The 15,943-nt window shown below is 61.7% G+C and carries 16 protein-coding genes and 1 tRNA gene; 9 read left to right on the forward strand and 8 right to left on the reverse strand.

Going from position 1 to position 15,943, the window contains the following annotated elements; translation table 11 throughout:
* Positions 1 to 2 precede the first annotated feature (2 nt).
* Positions 3 to 2,087: an RNA-directed DNA polymerase gene (locus ACE3OA_RS11245; protein WP_374310847.1), complete on the forward strand. Its 2,085-nt coding sequence runs from the start codon at positions 3 to 5 to the stop codon at positions 2,085 to 2,087.
* A 133-nt stretch (positions 2,088 to 2,220) separates the two neighbouring features.
* Here ACE3OA_RS11245 and ACE3OA_RS11250 read toward each other — a convergent pair whose 3' ends face one another.
* Together ACE3OA_RS11250 and ACE3OA_RS11255 are read right to left on the reverse strand one after the other, a co-directional pair.
* Positions 2,221 to 2,487 (reverse strand): conjugal transfer protein TraD, encoded by a 267-nt coding sequence (locus ACE3OA_RS11250; protein WP_374310848.1) that lies wholly within the window; start codon positions 2,485 to 2,487, stop codon positions 2,221 to 2,223.
* A gap of 22 nt (positions 2,488 to 2,509) precedes the next feature.
* On the reverse strand, positions 2,510 to 2,815 hold the full coding sequence (locus ACE3OA_RS11255) for a conjugal transfer protein TraD (RefSeq protein WP_374310849.1): 306 nt from the start codon (positions 2,813 to 2,815) through the stop codon (positions 2,510 to 2,512).
* Between the two features lie 181 nt (positions 2,816 to 2,996).
* On the opposite strand from ACE3OA_RS11255, the gene traA reads away from it, so the two are divergent.
* The 6 genes from traA (at position 2,997) to ACE3OA_RS11285 (ending at position 9,005) form a co-directional block, all read left to right on the forward strand.
* On the forward strand, positions 2,997 to 5,966 hold the full coding sequence (gene traA / locus ACE3OA_RS11260; RefSeq protein ID WP_374310850.1) for a Ti-type conjugative transfer relaxase TraA: 2,970 nt from the start codon (positions 2,997 to 2,999) through the stop codon (positions 5,964 to 5,966).
* Between the two features lie 136 nt (positions 5,967 to 6,102).
* Positions 6,103 to 6,330 (forward strand): helix-turn-helix transcriptional regulator, encoded by a 228-nt coding sequence (locus ACE3OA_RS11265; protein WP_374310851.1) that lies wholly within the window; start codon positions 6,103 to 6,105, stop codon positions 6,328 to 6,330.
* Positions 6,320 to 6,586, forward strand: coding sequence for a hypothetical protein (locus ACE3OA_RS11270; RefSeq protein ID WP_374310852.1), 267 nt, complete (start codon positions 6,320 to 6,322; stop codon positions 6,584 to 6,586). The genes ACE3OA_RS11265 and ACE3OA_RS11270 overlap by 11 nt, the downstream gene beginning before the upstream one ends.
* An 84-nt stretch (positions 6,587 to 6,670) precedes the next feature.
* Entirely contained in the window at positions 6,671 to 6,919 is a 249-nt protein-coding gene (locus ACE3OA_RS11275) for a type II toxin-antitoxin system Phd/YefM family antitoxin (RefSeq protein ID WP_310459440.1), read from the forward strand.
* Positions 6,916 to 7,377 (forward strand): type II toxin-antitoxin system VapC family toxin, encoded by a 462-nt coding sequence (locus ACE3OA_RS11280; RefSeq protein WP_374310853.1) that lies wholly within the window; start codon positions 6,916 to 6,918, stop codon positions 7,375 to 7,377. Before ACE3OA_RS11275 ends, ACE3OA_RS11280 begins: the two co-directional genes overlap by 4 nt.
* Positions 7,374 to 9,005 carry a recombinase family protein gene (locus ACE3OA_RS11285; protein WP_374310854.1) on the forward strand — a complete coding sequence of 544 codons (1,632 nt, stop codon included), beginning with the start codon at positions 7,374 to 7,376 and terminating at the stop codon, positions 9,003 to 9,005. The genes ACE3OA_RS11280 and ACE3OA_RS11285 overlap by 4 nt, the downstream gene beginning before the upstream one ends.
* Here ACE3OA_RS11285 and ACE3OA_RS11290 read toward each other — a convergent pair.
* A tRNA-Ser gene (locus ACE3OA_RS11290) sits at positions 8,973 to 9,062 on the reverse strand. The genes ACE3OA_RS11285 and ACE3OA_RS11290 overlap by 33 nt on opposite strands.
* Positions 9,063 to 9,185: 123 nt before the next feature.
* Between ACE3OA_RS11290 and ACE3OA_RS11295 the strand changes: the two genes are divergently transcribed.
* Positions 9,186 to 9,569 (forward strand): hypothetical protein, encoded by a 384-nt coding sequence (locus tag ACE3OA_RS11295; RefSeq protein WP_374310855.1) that lies wholly within the window; start codon positions 9,186 to 9,188, stop codon positions 9,567 to 9,569.
* Positions 9,570 to 9,582: 13 nt separating this feature from the next.
* On the opposite strand, the gene lepA is transcribed toward ACE3OA_RS11295, so the two are convergent.
* Positions 9,583 to 11,382: a translation elongation factor 4 gene (lepA, locus tag ACE3OA_RS11300; protein WP_374310856.1), complete on the reverse strand. Its 1,800-nt coding sequence runs from the start codon at positions 11,380 to 11,382 to the stop codon at positions 9,583 to 9,585.
* 205 nt (positions 11,383 to 11,587) lie between these two features.
* On the opposite strand from lepA, the gene ACE3OA_RS11305 reads away from it, so the two are divergent.
* The gene (locus ACE3OA_RS11305; RefSeq protein WP_374310857.1) at positions 11,588 to 12,391 is read left to right on the forward strand and encodes a hypothetical protein; all 804 of its coding nucleotides are present in this window, start codon (positions 11,588 to 11,590) and stop codon (positions 12,389 to 12,391) included.
* A gap of 155 nt (positions 12,392 to 12,546) precedes the next feature.
* Here the strand turns inward: ACE3OA_RS11305 and ACE3OA_RS11310 are convergent, their stop codons facing one another.
* From ACE3OA_RS11310 to ACE3OA_RS11325, 4 genes are all read right to left on the reverse strand, one after another.
* Positions 12,547 to 13,269, reverse strand: coding sequence for an MBL fold metallo-hydrolase (locus ACE3OA_RS11310; protein WP_374310858.1), 723 nt, complete (start codon positions 13,267 to 13,269; stop codon positions 12,547 to 12,549).
* Between the two features lie 86 nt (positions 13,270 to 13,355).
* Positions 13,356 to 14,204, reverse strand: coding sequence for a shikimate dehydrogenase (locus ACE3OA_RS11315; protein WP_374310859.1), 849 nt, complete (start codon positions 14,202 to 14,204; stop codon positions 13,356 to 13,358).
* Positions 14,201 to 14,812 (reverse strand): nucleoside triphosphate pyrophosphatase, encoded by a 612-nt coding sequence (locus tag ACE3OA_RS11320; protein WP_374310860.1) that lies wholly within the window; start codon positions 14,810 to 14,812, stop codon positions 14,201 to 14,203. Before ACE3OA_RS11320 ends, ACE3OA_RS11315 begins: the two co-directional genes overlap by 4 nt.
* A 7-nt stretch (positions 14,813 to 14,819) precedes the next feature.
* Positions 14,820 to 15,671, reverse strand: coding sequence for a pyruvate, water dikinase regulatory protein (locus tag ACE3OA_RS11325; RefSeq protein ID WP_374310861.1), 852 nt, complete (start codon positions 15,669 to 15,671; stop codon positions 14,820 to 14,822).
* Positions 15,672 to 15,943 lie beyond the last annotated feature (272 nt).

A 15,943-nucleotide genomic window follows, 5' to 3' on the forward strand; every position in this document is an offset into this window, starting at 1 on the left:
CCGTGAGCGATCTTGAGGCCGTATTCAATCTGAACAATTTACGGCGTGCCTACCGCTGGGTGATGTCCAATCCCGATGCGCAATACAAGTCATACTTCCGCGACTCATACGATGCCTTCGCCATCGCGTCTGACACCCATCTCAAATGGATTCGCAATGAGGGGTTGAAGGAACGCTATCAGGTTTCCCATGCGTCAAAACTTCTTCTACCGAAGCCATCGGGCACGCTACGTCCGATCACTCTCCTGACAGTCGAAGATCAGATCGTCTATCAGGCGTGCGTCAACCTGATTGCGGATACGCTCAAACGGAAGACTCGTCAGCGTTACGAAAAGCGCGTCTTTGCCCACCTGTACGCGGGAAAATCGTCGCCGTTCTTCTACCTTCAATGGCAGCGGAGTTATCGAAAGTTCGGGAACAGGATCGAGCAGGCTTTCAACGATGGGCACCACTATGTTGCCAATTTCGACCTGGCCGCGTTCTACGATTCCATCGACCATCATGTGCTGCGGCATTTCCTTGTTGCCCTTGGGATAGATGAAGATACGATTGATTTCCTACTGCGATGCCTGAAATTCTGGACATCTAGCACTTGGAGCAACGGTCAGGAAAATATCTATCACGAACACGGAATCCCGCAGGGTCCGCTCGCGTCCGGGATGCTCTCCGAAGCAGTATTGCAGCATATCGACACGGCGGGGGAGCGCGGCAGGAAAACCGTCTATCTTCGCTATGTCGATGACATCAAGATTCTGGCGAAAAGTGAGGAGGAATTGCGACGCAAACTCATTGCGCTTGACATCGCTTCCAAGGAAATTGGCCTTTTCCCCCAGACGGCAAAAATCAACATACGAAAAATCGCCGATCCACGCGACGAGGTAAAGTCAGTCAGCCGACCGCCCGAACCCTCCATCAAACCAATCGTCAATCAGAAGAAGCTTGCGTCCCGGCTTCTAGGGCTAACCCGTAACGGCAGAGTCGCGCCGGAAAGCGTGACGCGCTTCAAATACCTTTTGGCGCACGCCACACCAAACCACAGGCTCAACGCCCGCTTGATGAAGGTGCTGCACCGGCACCCCGAACACGCACCCGGAATTTGCCGCTACATCGCGGCCTACGCCAAGATTCCCAATGTTCTTGCCAAAGAGATTGAGAACTACGTTTCGGCAAACGAGTTGTATCACGCCGTCAACGCGCAATTGCTTCGATCATGCTTGGGCAAATGCCCTCCCGCTGTCACGGCGTCGTTTGGCAAGGTTTGTGCGGATCGACTGTTACGCCCCAAGCCCGGCGTTATTCAATTACAGCCAAGCTACAAGGAAGCCTTGATCGGTTGGGCTTTGAGCGCAAAGACAATTACCTTCGCGGAATACGATGCCATCGTTTCCGGCGAAAAAGATTGGTGGGTCAGAAAATGCGCTTTTCGTGAACTGACCGCCGATCTCTTTGGCGCGGCAACCTACGCCGACTTCGTGAATTGCCAAATGCGGGACGCAGAATCCGAGGTGGCGCGCATTGCCGCCGGTAGGTTGATCGACGACAATCTCAGGCTGACAAGGCCTTATGGCGATGTGGAGACAACTGCCAAGCATAGCTTGAAGGCGGCCCGCATCATTCGCTCCGTTGGCCAGCCGAGCAGCCGCATCAATGAGATTCTGGCGTATATCCTGAAACGAAATCAAACCGCCTATGATTGGAAGGTGTTTTTCGGTGCTGCTCACGGCCATGCCGAGCGCATGACGATCTTCCTCAAGAGGAATCATGAGTCGAACATTGACGCGTTTCTGGTCCAGCTGGATAGCTGGTGCGATGAAGTGTTCTCCCACATCTATTCGCGCCTGAAACCAGGCAGGCAGCGTCCGAGTTATGGCGCTGCCTTGAGGGACCAAACGCTGCTACCTCATTTGCCACAACTGATGCCTTGTTTTCTCCGGCTTCACGACTTGCGCCTGGAATCGACCACGGCGCATCCTCGCAGTCAGCGATCCGGTGCAGCGACGCGCAGGCTGAAGCACCGGGATTTCTACTCAATACGAAGTGACTTGATTCTTGCATTTGATGAGTTGGAAGCCAATGTCGTTCCTTGAAATATTCGCCGCGTTTAAGGTCTGCGGCTTGAGCCGCCTGCCCTAGTGTCGGATGAGCTGTATTTGAGCGGCTTCGCCGCGCGATGGCGGGCGGCGCTGCGATATGTGAGGTCTCCGCGCCGCCCGCCATCGGTCACGCCCGATCCGGCTGCGGCTGCACTCTGTCGTTTGGGCCTGCCGGACGCTCCATCTTGAACGCCATCTTTCCAAGTTTCGTCCATGTATCGCGTGCATGTTCGCCGTCTTCGCTGTTGAGCTTTTCGGCGATCCAGATCATCGCGCCGTAGATCATGGCGCGGTCATCATTGGTCAGGTCCACGACGCCCGCCTTGACGACGAGGCCGCCGAGTTCGATCAGATGCCGCGTTCGCTTGCGGCGCTCGATCTGCCATGTCCGCATGTCATGCCGCGCCCGTTGTGCCTCATGCCGGTTGCGCGCTGCCCGGTTGCGTTGGAGCGCCGCCAGTGTCGCGGTCAGATGCCGGAGCAGATCGCCGCGACCGGCCTTGAAAGAACGCAGCGCCGCGCCTGGCCCATGCCTCCCTCTTTCCGGCATCCTTGGTTTCGGCCAGCGCGACGAGCGCACCGGCCAATTCGTCGGCGGTGAGGGCATCGGCTCCGGTGGCGATGACCAGTTCGCCAAGCTGCTGCACCTTCCGTATCTTGAGTTCCCGCGCCTTGTTCTCCAGCGCCTTGAGTTCCGCGTCATAGTCTCTGGGTTTCCGCATCGTCGTGTCCTTTCCCGGTCGCAAGTGGTTGATGCGGTAAGGATAGTTGCGCAGGCTGCCGAACGCAGTAATGTTGCCGGGACAGTGTGGCACGGCCCGGTCCCTTCCGAGATTTTTTCGAGGGAGGGCGCGCTTATACGTCGTTCCGACGTGCACTTGGCCGTGGCAATGCTTGATCGCGATGGCGATCTATCATCTTCACGTAAAGGTCATCGGCCGCAAGGCCGGATCGAGCGCGGTGGCGTCCGCCGCCTACCGCTCGGCCTCGCGGCTGCGCGACGAGCGCATCGACCGCGTGCAGGACTTTTCCAACAAGCGCGGCGTTGTCCATTCCGAAGTCATGTTACCGGAGAATGTCCCCGAGCAATGGAGCGACCGCGAACGGCTCTGGAACGATGTCGAGGCGTTCGAGGTCAGGAAGGACGCCCAGCTAGCCCGTGAGGTTGAGTTCGCCATTCCGCGCGAGATGACGCAGGCGCAGGGCATCAAGCTTGCCCGCGATTTTGCGCAAGCCGAATTTGTCGATCAGGGCATGATCGCCGATTTGAATGTGCATTGGGACATAGGCGAGGACGGGATGCCGAAGCCCCATGCCCATGTCATGCTCACCATGCGCAGCGTGGACGAGAACGGATTCGGCAAGAAGGTTCGGGACTGGAACCGGACGGAGATGGTCGAGCGTTGGCGCGAGCGTTGGGCCGAGCATGTCAACGAACGGCTTGCCGAACTCGACATAGACGCAAGGATTGATCACCGCAGCCTTGAAGCGCAGGGCATCGGGCTTGAGCCGCAAAGCCAGATCGGCGCGCCAGCACAACGCATCGAAGCCGAAGGCATTGAAGCTGCCGACCGCGCCGAGATGCACCGGGAGATCGCCCGCAACAATGGCGCGCGGATCATCGCCGATCCTTCAATCGCACTGGACGCGATCACGCATCAGCAATCGACCTTCACGCGGCGCGACATGGCGATGTTCGCCCACCGGCACAGTGACGGCATCGAGCAGTTTAACGAGGTCATGGGCGCGATGCGCGGTTCGCCCGATCTGGTCGAACTCGGGCAGGACGGACGCGGCGAGGATCGGTTCACCACGCGCGAGATGATCGAGGCCGAACAGCGCCTGCACCGCGCTGCCGAACTCATGGCCGAGAAGGAATTGCACGAGGTCAGCAGCAGGGACACAGAGGCCGCGTTGGCCCGTGCCGAACAGCGCGGCCTTGTCCTGTCGGGCGAGCAGGCCGACGCGCTGGCGCATGTCACGGACGGACGCGACCTTGGCATTGTCGTCGGCTATGCCGGAACCGGAAAGAGCGCCATGCTCGGCGTGGCGCGCGAGGCATGGGAGGCGGCGGGCTACGAGGTCCGGGGCGTTGCCCTGTCCGGCATCGCGGCGGAGAATCTGGAAGGCGGATCGGGCATTGCGTCCCGCACCATCGCCAGCATGGAACACGGCTGGAACCAGGGCCGCGACATGCTCACCAGCCGCGACGTGCTTGTCATCGACGAGGCGGGCATGGTCGGCACGCGGCAGTTGGAGCGCTTGCTGTCCCATGCCGCCGAGGCTGGCGCAAAGGTCGTGCTGGTCGGCGATCCGCAGCAGCTTCAATCTATCGAAGCAGGTGCGGCGTTCCGCTCGATCCATGAGCGTCATGGCGGCGCGGAAATCGGCGAGGTCCGCCGCCAGCGCGAAGACTGGCAGCGTGATGCTACCCGCGATCTGGCGACCGGCAGGACCGGCGCGGCGATCCATGCCTATGACCGTCACGACATGGTGCATCCGGCCGAAACGCGGGAACAGGCGCGGGGCGATCTGATCGACCGCTGGGACCGCGACCGGCAGGCGTCGCCGGATGCCAGCCGCATCATCCTCACCCATACCAATGCGGAGGTGCGCGAACTCAATGAAGCCGCCCGCGACCGAATGCGAGCGGCGGGCGATCTCGGCGAGGATGTGCGCGTCACGGTCGAGCGCGGAGAACGCAGCTTTGCCGCCGGGGATCGGGTCATGTTCCTGCAAAACGAGCGCGGGCTTGGCGTGAAGAACGGCACGTTGGGGACCATTGAACAGGTCAGCGCGCAGAGCATGACGGTGCAGACCGACGATGGCCGTTCCGTCGCTTTCGATTTGAAAGACTACAATCGCATTGACCACGGCTATGCCGCGACCATCCACAAGGCGCAGGGCATGACGGTGGACCGGACGCATGTGCTGGCGACACCCGGCATGGACGCCCACGGCAGCTATGTCGCCCTATCCCGCCACCGCGACGGCATGGACCTGCATTATGGCCGCGACGACTTCGCCAGTCAGGACAAGCTCATCAACACCCTGTCGCGCGACCGGGCCAAGGACATGGCGATGGATTACGAACCGGCGCAGGACTATGCCGAGAGGCGCGGTATTACGTCCCACGCCCATGATACTACGGTTGAACAGGTTCACGCCCGGAACAATGCCGTTGACCGGATCGGCGACATCATCTTCAGCGTGCGCGAACTTCGGGACGGTGCAGAAGGGCCGGAAAGGGAGACGACCGGCAGGGGCATAAGGCAGGAGATCGAGGCGGTAGCGCAGGACACCGGAATAGACCCGGAAGACGCCATGCGCCACGCCCGCAGAATGGCGCTCATCCGCCATGCCCATGCCGTTGGCCAGGTCTTCAACGCCGAGGATGCCGGGAGCCAGGCAAGCCCCGCACAATGGGACGAACTGGTCGATGCCCGTAAGGCATTCGATGCGGTGCGGCCCTATGGCTGGCAGGATGCGGAAGCGGCCTATGCCAAGGATGAGGGCCTTGCCCATGAGGCGGGATCGGGCAAGGTCAATCGCGCTATCCGCGCCCTGCAACTCGAAACAGAGATTCGGACCAGCCCGGAGCGCCGCGCGGATCATTTCGTGGAACGGTTCCGCGACCTCAAACATAGCGGTGAGCGCCAATATGCGGCGGGCAATTATTCCGGCTATCACGCCGCGCGCGCCGAGATGGGCAACATGGCGATAAGCCTCGAACGCGATGCGCAGATGGATTCCCTGCTTCGTGGCCGCGAGCGCGAACTCGGCATCAGCATGGATTTCGACTCAGGGATGAAGCTTGGCCGTCAACTTGCCCTCAGTCACGGTATCGGCAGGGGAAGGAGCATCGGATTGTAGGCGTAGAACCATCCTATTTACCGCCGTTTCTACGCTATACTACTACGACACCTAAATAATTGTTGCACAACGATAAATCGTTTCCTTGTCTGGTCCCTGCAATTGTCAGAAACGACCAGCAAGAGGCAGCAGGACCATGCGCCAACCAGACCGCATCATCCGCATGAAGACCGTTCTTGCCCGGACGGGTCTCTCCAAGTCCACCATCTACCGCAAGATCAAGGAGGGCACGTTCCCGACCCAGATCAAGATCAGCACCAACGGCGCGGGATGGAAGGAATCCGACATCAACCGCTGGGTCGCAAACCCCGCCGGATGGCGGCCGCGTTCGCGCAACGAGTTCGACTTCCTCAATGACTATTGACCGCAGGGACAACGAGAAGCCGGAGGCACCACCCCGTTCCCGACGCACCAAACGACCGCCCACGGCGTCGGAGCAGCTTGAGGAATTGCTGGGCTATCCGTGGCCGTTCCCCGGCAGGCCACCCAAGCACGACCTCAGCACATGGACCGTGACCGACGACTGGCCCGACCCCGTTCCGGTCACGGAAGCCGAGATCGAGGTGTTCGAGCGATGGTTCGGCGACCTGTTCGATGAGTTGTTCGGCCCCGGCGACTGATGCTCCATGCGTCGAAATCGGCGTTGAAATTCGCCCTTCAATGGGTTACATGTAGTCACATATGTCTACATATGGAGGCGCGAGATGCTGACCATCAACCTCAGAGACGCCAAGGCTGGATTTTCCAGCCTCGTTGATGAAGCCGTCAAAGGAGAGATCGTGACCATCACCCGTCATGGCAAGCCCGTTGCGGCGTTGGTTTCGGTCGAGGCGGCGGAGATCGCGCGCAAGGCGCTCGATCGCAAACGGCCGGGCCTTGTCAGCTATCTCAGGACGTTCCCAGGCGGAGAGTTCCCGCGCAACCGCAAACCATCGCGGGATGTCGAGCTTTGAGCGGCTTCCTTCTCGACACCAACGTCGTCTCCGTGCTGGCGCCGTCGAAGTCGGAGGCATCCGCTGACTTCCTCACTTGGCTGGACCGCATGGACGCCGATGGACGGCTATTTCTGTCGGTCGTCTCCATCCATGAGATCGAGAAGGGAATCGCGCTCCTCGACCACAAAGGGGCAACGGCGAAGGCCGCGAGCCTGAAAGCATGGCTCAGTGGTCTTATCTCCACATACGACGACAAGATCATTGGCTTCGATGCGCAGGCCGCCGCAATTGGTGGGCGGCTGGAAGCGAAGGCGCTTGCGGCCGGTCACGACCCTGGCATGGCTGACGCCGTGATTGCCGGGACCGCCGCAGCGCATGAACTTGTCATCGTCACCCGCAACACGAAGCATTTCCTGCCATTCGGTATCGCCGTGTTATCGCCTGACGAGGCTGCCGCACAAAGAGGCCCCGCATGACCGCTTCGACAATCCCCCTGCGCGCCGCCCTTTATCTGCGTGTCTCGACGGCGCGGCAGGCCGAGCATGACGTTTCCATTCCTGACCAGAAGCGGCAGGGCGAAGCCTATTGCGAGGCGCGCGGGCTGCAACTGGTCGAAACCTTCATCGAACCCGGCGCATCGGCGACCAATGACCGCCGCCCCGAGTTCCAGCGCATGATCGAGGCAGGAACATCCAAGCCCACGCCGTTCGATGTTGTGGTGGTCCACTCGTTCAGCCGCTTCTTCCGCGATCACTTCGAGCTTGAGTTCTACGTTCGCAAGCTGGCGAAAAACGGCGTGAAGCTGGTTTCGATCACACAAGAAATGGGGGATGACCCCATGCACGTCATGATGCGGCAGATCATGGCGCTGTTCGATGAATACCAGTCCAAGGAAAACGCCAAGCACGTCATGCGGGCCTTGAAGGAGAACGCGCGGCAAGGCTTCTGGAACGGCTCGCTTCCCCCTATCGGCTATCGCACCGTTGCCGCCGAGCAGCGCGGAGCCAAGACCAAGAAGAAGCTGGAAATCGACCCGCTCCACGCCGACACGGTGCGGCTGATCTATCGCCTTGCGCTGGAGGGCGACGGCACTACCGGACAGATGGGCGTCAAGAACATCGTCTCCTATCTCAACAGCCGCCGCATCTTCACCCGCGACGGCGGGCGCTGGGGCATCGGTCAGGTTCACCGCATCCTGACACGTCGCACCTACATGGGCGAACACGAGTTCAACAAGCGGTCCAAGACCAAGGAATTGAAGCCGGTCAGTGAAATCGTGACGGTTCCCGTCCCGCCGATCATCGACCGCGAGACCTTCGATGCGGTTCAGAAGCTGCTCAAGGCCCGCAATCCCAAGGTCATGCCCGCCCGCGTCATCAGCGGCCCGACCATGCTCACCGGCCTGATCCATTGCGCCAAGTGCGGCGGAGCCATGACCATCCGCACCGGCAAGGGCGGGCGCTATCGCTACTATGCTTGCTCGATCAAGGCGCGGCAAGGACCGACCGCCTGCGAGGGCATGGCCGTGCCGATGGAGAAGCTGGACGATCTGGTTGCCGACCACCTTGAGCAACAGCTTCTCCAGCCCGAACGGCTGGAGACAGTCCTTGCCGCCGCGCTCGACCGCAGGGAGAAACATTCAGAGCGCCGCCGCGAGCATATCGCCGAACTCAATAAGCGTTCGGCGGAATCGGAATTGCGCCTCAAGCGCCTCTATGATGCCATCGAGGCAGGTGTTGCCGATCTGGACGATCCGGCGCTGAAAGACCGCATCGACGGCCTCAAGGCCATTCGTGATCAGGCCAAGGCCGATGCAGACCGGGCGCAGGCCATGCTCCAGAACTCAGGACAAAAGGCGGTAACGCCGCAGATGCTGCGCAAGTTCGCCGCAACAGCCCGCGAACGCATTCGGCTGGAAGGAGGCGGCTATCGCCGCGACCACCTGCGCGCGCTCGCGCAGCGTGTCGAGGTCGCAGACGGCGAGGTTCGTATCATGGGATCGAAGACCCGGCTGCTTCAGGCGCTTACCGGAAAAAGTGGCGTAAACTCAGTGCCCACTCAGGGACTGAACTGGCGGAGAGAGTGGGATTCGAACCCACGATAGGTTTTACCCTATGCACGCTTTCCAAGCGTGTGCCTTAAGCCACTCGGCCATCTCTCCGGCTGACGCGTCGTTGAACCCGCGTGCATGTGGCTGATGCGGGCGGGAACCTAGCGGGCGGGCCGATTGCTTGCAAGTGCGGATCGCCAAAAACCGGCAAGTGGGTTGATTCCTTTTGAAAATATGGGCCAAGGATATGGGCTGGAAGCGACATCCGCGCCGCTTCCCGGCTCGACCGGACCGGCGGCTTCGGGCAATATCCCGGCCATGAACCCGCTCCGCGTCACCTCGCTCGCCATCCTCGCCGCCGCAGCCCTGTTGCTGGTGCTGGATGCGCTGGAGACGCTGGTCGCCGCCAATTGGAACGGCATGGCGACGGGTTACCTGTGGTCGATCATCTGGCCGTCGAGCCTGACCGCCGTGAAGCGCTTCGTCGAGGCCAATATTTCCATGGCCCTGTGGCAGCGTATCCTGCTGCCGCTCCTTTCGCTGCCGCTCTGGGCCATGCTGCTGGCATTGGGCGGCATCCTCTTCTTCGCCGGCAAAAAGGACGACGTCGCCCCTTAACGAGGCGACGACCCTATTCGTGGATCTTGAGGGCGGCGATGAAGGCGCTCTGCGGGATCTCGACATTGCCGTATTGGCGCATCTTCTTCTTGCCCTCTTTCTGCTTGTCGAGGAGCTTGCGCTTGCGGCTGATGTCGCCGCCATAACATTTGGCGGTGACGTCCTTCCTGAGCGCCGAGACGGTTTCGCGGGCAATGACCTTGGCGCCGATCGCCGCCTGGATGGCGATCTTGAAGAGCTGGCGCGGGATGAGATCCTTCAGCTTCTCGCACAGCACGCGGCCGCGGCTTTCGGCCTGGCTCTTGTGCACGATGCAGGAGAGCGCATCCACCGGATCATTGTTCACCAGGATGTTGAGCTTCACCAGATCGCTCTCCTCGTAGCCATCGAGGTGATAGTCGAAGCTCGCATAACCACGGCTGATCGACTTCAGGCGGTCGTAGAAATCGAACACCACTTCGTTGAGGGGCAGGCGATAGACCACCATCGCACGGGAACCGGCATAGGTGAGGTCGACCTGCAGTCCGCGCCGTTCCTGGCACAGTTTCAGGATGGCGCCCAGATATTCGTCCGGCACCATGATGGTGGCCTTGATCCACGGCTCTTCGATCTTCTCGATCTTCACCACATCCGGGAAATCGGCCGGGTTGTGGAGTTCGATGAGATCGCCGTTCTGCATGTGGATCTTGTAGACGACGCTGGGCGCCGTGGTGATGAGGTCGAGATTGAACTCGCGCTCCAGCCGTTCCTGGATGATTTCGAGATGCAACAGGCCCAGGAAGCCGCAGCGGAAGCCGAAGCCGAGTGCTGCCGAGGTTTCCATCTCGTATTGAAAGCTGGCGTCGTTGAGGCGCAAGCGCCCCATGCTGTCGCGCAAGGTCTCGAAGTCCGCCGCATCGATCGGAAAGAGGCCGCAGAAGACGACAGGCACCGACGGCTTGAAGCCGGTGAGTGCTTCGGCGCAGGGCTTCTTGTCATCGGTGATCGTGTCACCGATGCGGCAGTCGGCCACCGCCTTGATGCCGGCGGTGATGAAGCCCACTTCGCCTGGGCCCAATTCGCCGGTCAGTGTCTGCTTGGGCGTGAAGCAGCCGACCCGGTCGATTTCATAGACGGCATCGGCCGCCATCATGCGCGCCATCGTCTTCACCTTGACCACGCCGTCGATGACGCGCAGCAGAATGACGACGCCGAGATAGGGGTCGTACCAGCTGTCGATCAGCATCGCCTTCAAGGGCGCGTTGCGGTCGCCCTTGGGTGGCGGCAACTTGGTGACGATGGCCTCGAGGACGCCTTTGATGTTGAGGCCGGTCTTGGCGGAAATCTCGACCGCTTCCGAGGCGTCGATGCCGATCACATCCTCGATCTGCTGGCGGATGCGCGCGGGTTCGGCGGCCGGCAGATCGACCTTGTTGAGGACCGGCACGATCTCATGATGATGGTCGATCGCCTGGTAGACATTGGCCAGCGTCTGCGCCTCGACACCTTGGGACGCATCAACCACCAGCAGCGAGCCTTCGCAGGCGGCGAGGCAGCGCGAGACTTCATAGGCGAAGTCGACATGGCCCGGCGTGTCCATCAGGTTCAGCTGATAGGTCTCGCCATTGTCGGCCTTGTACATCAGGCGCACGGTCTGCGCCTTGATGGTGATGCCGCGCTCCTTCTCGATGTCCATATTGTCGAGGACCTGCTCGGTCATCTCGCGGTCGGTCAAACCCCCGCAGGCCTGGATCAGGCGGTCTGCCAGGGTCGATTTGCCGTGATCGATATGGGCAACGATGGAGAAATTGCGGATATGCGCGAGATCGGTCATTTGGCCCATGGAAGAAGGGGAATGTGAGGGAGTTCTGTCGCGGCGCAAGATAGGGGCGGCAAGGGGTATAATCAACCAACGAAAATGCGCAATTTATCAATGGGTTATGCCGTATGATCGAGGGTTTCCGGCAGGTGCGCCGCCCGCTCTGCGTTGTTCCTGCGGGCCGGCGGGGATAGATTTCCCACACAAGCGGGGAGGCGACATGGTCAACGAAGCCTGGCTGGCAACGGCCCTGGAGACGACGGGTGATTTCGAGACGGCGGGCAATCCCTGGGGCGGGGTGACCCGCGATTTCGACGGCATGGGCATTTCCTGCGGTGTCCTGCAGTGGAATATCGGCTCCTCCTCGCTGCAACCCTTGGTCCAGGCGGCGGGCGAACCGGCGGTCCGGGTCGCTATGCCGCGTTTCGGCGCCGAATTCTGGCGCGCCTGCACCGGCACCAAGACCACAGGCCTCGCCATCGTCCGGGGCTGGCAGAATGGGACACGGCTGAAGCCCGAGGTGAGGGCCGAACTGGTGGCCTTCCTGGTCTCGGCCCCCATGGTGGCGCAGCAGATGCGGGCGTCGATGAATGTCGCGCGCACCGCCGACCGGCTGGCCGTCAATTGGGCCGCATCGCGTGGGACGGCGCTGCAGACCAAGCGCGATTTCTGCTGGTTCTTCGATCTGGTGACACAGAATGGCAGCTTGAAGGGTGTCGGCCTGGCGCAGGTCCAGGGCTTCATCGCCAATGCCGGCAATGCGGAAAAGGCGGTTGGCGCCATCTGCGATCACCTCGCTGCGACACCCACCGCCCATGCCGGTTTCAAGGATTGCTGGCGCAACGCCACACTGTGGCGAGGGACCGTGCCGGCAGCGTGGCGCGATCTCTTCATCCTCTCGCACCTGCGCGCCCAGAAAGCGCGGCCCGAATATTCCGGCGTCGTCCTCAACCGCAAAGGCGCCATCGCCGTGGCCCAAGGCTGGGTCAATGGCGAACTGATGAATTTCGACGGGCGATTCTGATTCAACGGTGAGAACCCCCACCCCGTCGGCGCATGCCGACATTGGTCAGCGGCCTCCCCCTGAAGGGAGAGGGGTTTTCGGTCGAGCTTGAACGATCAGACGCGCTCCACCTCCCTCTCCCTTCAGGGGGAGGGTCGGGGTGGGGGTAGGGCCTGTCAGAATGAAATACGCCGGTCGTAATCCGCCGCCAGTGCGGTAAGTGCTGCTGCGCCATCGCCTTCGAAGCTTGGCCCATGCATCAGCGCCAGTTTGCGCGGACTGAGATCGGCGAGGCGGCGGATGGTGGCGCCCATATTCGGGCTGAGGCTTGAGGATTTGAACATGTCCTCGGCGGCGATGGCGGGCCCGACGATATCGCCCGCTGTCAGCGCCGGCCCGTCGCCCAGTTGCGTAAAGAGATCGCCGCAAAGAAGCGTGCCGCTCGTTTCTTCATAGAACAGGCCCGCTTCCCAGCCATGGGGCACATGGGGCGTGTCGAGATAGCGGAGGCGCTTGTTGCCGCCGATGTCGATCACCTCGCCATCGTCCAGCATGCGGGGGCTGCGGTCGGCGAGATCATTGAGCGAGACGAAGCAGGCGGTCTTGCCATGCGCCACTTGGGCCCGCGGGGCCAGTGCCAGCCACTCGTTCATGGCGCCGCATTCATCGGCCTCGACATGGCCGAAGGTGATCCAGCGCAGATCCTCTGGTCTCATCAGCTTGGCGACCGCGGCACGGACCAGCGGGAACATGCGCCGGGGCCCGGTATGGAACAGCAACGGCTCATCGGCCAACACCAGGAACTGGTTGAAGGTGAAGCCGGCCGGCGGTGCGATCTCCGCCACATGGGTGGAGAGGCGAAAGATGCCGGCGTCTATCTCGGTGACGGTGGTTTCCATGATCAACTCCCTGGTAGGCCATACGCCGGAGCAGCTGTGGAGGTGATAGCAGTGATGGACTGGGCGAGACTTAACCTACCGCATCCTTATCCCGCTAGGACGAAGGCGCGCAAGCCTGCATCCACTTCCGGCTCCTTGCCGAACCAGGCCTTGAAGCCGGGCCGCGCCTGGTGGAGCAGCATGCCGATGCCATCGACCACCGCGTTTCCACGGGCGCGGGCTTGGGCGAGGAGGTTGGTTTCGAGCGGCACATAGACGATGTCGTCGACCACGGCTTCGCGCGGCAGATGCGTGAGATCGATATCGAGCGCCGGCTGCCCGGCCTGGCCGAGCTGCGTGGTGTTGACGAGGAGGCCCGCATCCTTGAGCGCTGCATTGCGCGCTTCCCAGCCCACCACCTCGATCGTACCGCCAAGATCGCCAGCGAGGCTTTCGGCGCGCGCTGCCGTGCGGTTGGTGAGGATGATTTTTTCCGCACCAGCATCGAGGAGCGCCACGATGATGCCGCGCGCGGCACCGCCCGCCCCCAGCACCACGGCCTTTTCGCCGGGCCGCCAGCCGGGCGCACTTGCTTTGAGATGCTGCAGGAAGCCATAGCCATCGGTGTTGTCGCCGAGGATGCTGCCGTCATCCTGCACGATGAGCGTGTTCACCGCGCCGATGCGCCGCGCGACGTCCGTGAGCGCATCCACCGCGTCGAGTGCCCGTTCCTTATGCGGCAGGGTTATGTTTCCGCCCCGGAACCCCAGCTTGGGCAGGGCGCGGATCGCCTCGACCAGATTTTCCGGCCGTGTCGAGAAGGGGAGGTAGGCGCCGTCGATGCCGTATTTCGCCAGCCAATAACCATGGAGGCGCGGGCTGCGCGAATGATTGATCGGCCAGCCGAAGACGCCGGCCACCAGGGTCCTGCCCGTATGGGTGTTGAGTTCCGTCATGACGGCAACATGCCATGGCTTCTCAGGATCGCCAAGACGGGGAGCAAGGGCAGGCCCAGCACGGTGAAGAAATCGCCGCGCACCCGCGACATCAACTGTGCCCCCAGCCCTTCCAAATGATAGGCGCCGACGCTGCTCAGCACATCGGCGCCGATCTTGGAAAGATAGTCGTCGAGGAACCTGTCGCTGAAATCCCGCATCACCAGCTCGGCGCGGTCGACATGATGCCAGATGCGCTGGCCGTCCTTGGCCAGCACCGCCGCACTCACCAGATGATGCGCCCGCCCGCGCAAGGCGCTGAGTTGGGCCCGTGCCGCCGCGAGATCGACCGGCTTGTCGAACCAGACACCATCGCATTCCAGCATCTGGTCGGCGCCCAGCACATAGCGTCCGGGCATTGTCGTCATCAGGCGACGACTGACGTTTTGCGCCTTCATCTCGGCCAGGGCGATCGCTGTATCGATGACGTCGGCACCTTCCGCGCGGCAGCTTGCCTTGATCTCATCCTCATCGACCCGGGGCTTGAGGATCTCGATTTCGACCCCAGCCTCGCGCAGCATCCTGGCGCGGGCCGTGCTGCCGGAGGCAAGGATGAGGGGCGCGCTCATGCGCTCTTCAGGCTTCCGCCTGGTCCTGGGCAGAGGCTGCATCCATCATCCGGTCGCGATGTTCGGAGAGCATCTGGATGATGGTGGCTGCCGTCTCTTCGATCGAACGGCGCGTTACGTCGATCATCTGCCAGCCATGTTCGGAACAGAGCCTGCGCGCCTGTGCCACTTCCTCGCGCACGGATTGGGGATCCACGTAATCGGATTCCTCGTCCTTGGCGATCATCAGCAGGCGGTTGCGGCGGATCTGCACCAGCGAATTCACATCCTTGGTGAGGCCAATGATAAGCGGCTTCTTCACCTGGAAAAGTTCGGGCGGCAGCGGGCAGCCCGGCACCAGCGGCACATTCGCCGCCTTGATGCCGCGATTGGCGAGATAGATGCAGGTCGGCGTCTTCGACGAGCGGCTGACACCCAGCAGGATGACGTCGGCATCGTCGTAATTGCGTGCCGATTGGCCGTCATCATGGGTAAGGGCGAAATCCATCGCCGCGATACGGTCGAAATATTCAGCGTCGAGCGCGTGCTGCCGTCCCGACTGGCCGCGGGCGGCTTGCCCGAAATGATCGGTAAGGGCGGTGATGATCGGATCGAGCACCGAGACGACCTTGACCCCCAGCGCCCGGCAGCCGTTGAGGAGGTGCTGGCGCAGCCGGTCATTGACGACGGTGAAGAGTACCAGCCCCGGATGCGCCTCGATGCCGGCCAATACCTTGTCCATCTGGCCCGTGGTGCGGATGAGAGTCCAGTGATGCTCGATCGGATGTGCGCGTTCGAACTGCACCAGGCAGGCGCGTGTGATGCTGTTCAGCGTCTCGCCGGTCGCGTCCGAGACGAGATGGACATGTAATTGCCGCATCGGATTGGATTCTGGCATGCCTGTGGCCCTAACCTGGGGTGAGCGATGAAACGAACCGACGCCATCCACAGCCGATCCGTTGATAACTGCCCCGGACGCTGTGGATAAACCGCTCCGGCCGGATCCATCCACTTTGTTATCTTTTCATGGCACCCCTTTTCCCGCCTGACAAGGGCGCCGCGGGATTCGGTCGAATCATGGGGATAAGGTGGAAGGGACAGGGCACTGCAAACTGTCCCCGTGACTCACATTATTGTCGCCAGTCCTCATCC

The organism is Dongia sp. (genome assembly GCF_041906375.1).
Classification (GTDB): domain Bacteria; phylum Pseudomonadota; class Alphaproteobacteria; order Dongiales; family Dongiaceae; genus Dongia.

Excerpts from the sequence above, each read along its gene's own strand:
- ACE3OA_RS11305 (WP_374310857.1), top strand. The coding sequence starts at position 11,588 with ATGGTCAACGAAGCCTGGCTGGCAACGGCCCTGGAGACGACGGGTGAT.
- ACE3OA_RS11250 (WP_374310848.1), bottom strand. The coding sequence starts at position 2,487 with ATGCGGACATGGCAGATCGAGCGCCGCAAGCGAACGCGGCATCTGATC.
- lepA (WP_374310856.1), bottom strand. The coding sequence starts at position 11,382 with ATGACCGATCTCGCGCATATCCGCAATTTCTCCATCGTTGCCCATATC.
- traA (WP_374310850.1), top strand. The coding sequence starts at position 2,997 with ATGGCGATCTATCATCTTCACGTAAAGGTCATCGGCCGCAAGGCCGGA.
- ACE3OA_RS11285 (WP_374310854.1), top strand. The coding sequence starts at position 7,374 with ATGACCGCTTCGACAATCCCCCTGCGCGCCGCCCTTTATCTGCGTGTC.
- ACE3OA_RS11295 (WP_374310855.1), top strand. The coding sequence starts at position 9,186 with ATGGGCCAAGGATATGGGCTGGAAGCGACATCCGCGCCGCTTCCCGGC.
- ACE3OA_RS11275 (WP_310459440.1), top strand. The coding sequence starts at position 6,671 with ATGCTGACCATCAACCTCAGAGACGCCAAGGCTGGATTTTCCAGCCTC.
- ACE3OA_RS11320 (WP_374310860.1), bottom strand. The coding sequence starts at position 14,812 with ATGAGCGCGCCCCTCATCCTTGCCTCCGGCAGCACGGCCCGCGCCAGG.
- ACE3OA_RS11255 (WP_374310849.1), bottom strand. The coding sequence starts at position 2,815 with ATGCGGAAACCCAGAGACTATGACGCGGAACTCAAGGCGCTGGAGAAC.
- ACE3OA_RS11310 (WP_374310858.1), bottom strand. The coding sequence starts at position 13,269 with ATGGAAACCACCGTCACCGAGATAGACGCCGGCATCTTTCGCCTCTCC.
- ACE3OA_RS11315 (WP_374310859.1), bottom strand. The coding sequence starts at position 14,204 with ATGACGGAACTCAACACCCATACGGGCAGGACCCTGGTGGCCGGCGTC.
- ACE3OA_RS11265 (WP_374310851.1), top strand. The coding sequence starts at position 6,103 with ATGCGCCAACCAGACCGCATCATCCGCATGAAGACCGTTCTTGCCCGG.
- ACE3OA_RS11325 (WP_374310861.1), bottom strand. The coding sequence starts at position 15,671 with ATGCGGCAATTACATGTCCATCTCGTCTCGGACGCGACCGGCGAGACG.
- ACE3OA_RS11270 (WP_374310852.1), top strand. The coding sequence starts at position 6,320 with ATGACTATTGACCGCAGGGACAACGAGAAGCCGGAGGCACCACCCCGT.